We start from the raw sequence: 1,099 nt of genomic DNA, 5'->3' as shown, positions 1-1,099 counted from the left end.
TGCTTTCCATACAAGTATTAAAATGTTCGGGATATTCTTTATGGTAAATAGAACTTAGTACAGAAAACATAAAAATTTATCCTTCTAAAACCTTTTCAATCCACATTCTTAAAATCTGTTCAGGTTGATATTTTTTGGCATTTAACAATGAACTTTGAGAAAATTGTTCTAATAGATGAGGAGATAAAGCAAGTTTTAAAATCGCTGCAGCTAACTCATCCACATTTTGGTCTTCAACTAAAAAACCGTTTTTACTATCGCGAATGACATCACTTGGACCATAAGGACAATTGTATGACACAACAGGTAAACCAAAGCTTTGTGCCTCTATTAAGACCATTGGCAAACCTTCATATTTGGATGACATTACAAAAAAACTAGATTGTTCATAAACTTCTTTTACATTTGAGGTACTACCCTTCAAACTCACATTTTTAAGAGACTGTTGTTTAATATAATCTTGCAACATCTCTTGGTGCTCACCTTCACCATAAATATTAAGCTGCCAATCCGGAATAGTTTGATATATTTTCTTCCAAGCTTGAAGTAAATGAATATAGTTTTTCTGATCAGTTAAACGGCCAATCGTTACAATTTGTTTACTATTATTTTGTGGTTGCGAAGCGATAGAAAAGGGAGAAAAATTAGGAATGACAATTACATTTGAATGAAACTTATCAAATTGTTCTTTATCATTTTGAGTGAGAGTCACAACTTGATCAATTTTTCGATATAGAAGTTTACTTAAAATTTGTATTTTTTTAGGGCGACTGACAAAAGAAACATGTTCGAGAATCACTAATTTATTTGAATTTGGAACAAAAGTACATAGTAGAGATAATTTACCCATATTATGTACAACTACAACATCATAATTATTGGAAGAAATGTGCTTTCTAAGCTTTTTATAAAACTCAAATAAACTGCCAAATAAAGTAATTACTTCTACTTTATCTGCAATTGGGTAACCTGTATTTTCTTTTATAGCCTCTCTATTCAAAAGAGTAATATTATAGCCTCTTATCGCTGACATTTTATTAGCCAACTCAACTGCAACTCGTTCAGAACCAGATTTATTTTTCAAGGAGTTAATTATAAA

General features: G+C 30.5%; 1 protein-coding gene. It reads right to left on the bottom strand.

Going from position 1 to position 1,099, the window contains the following annotated elements:
* Positions 1-76: 76 nt before the first annotated feature.
* On the bottom strand, positions 77-1,099 hold a 1,023-nt coding region (locus VXQ92_RS20420), incomplete at its 5' end, for a glycosyltransferase family 4 protein (protein ID WP_416683011.1).

This window comes from Acinetobacter sp. 228 (assembly GCF_048147885.1).
The sequence above is the reverse complement of the archived record's forward strand: the minus strand, read 5'-3'. Positions and strand labels throughout refer to the sequence as shown.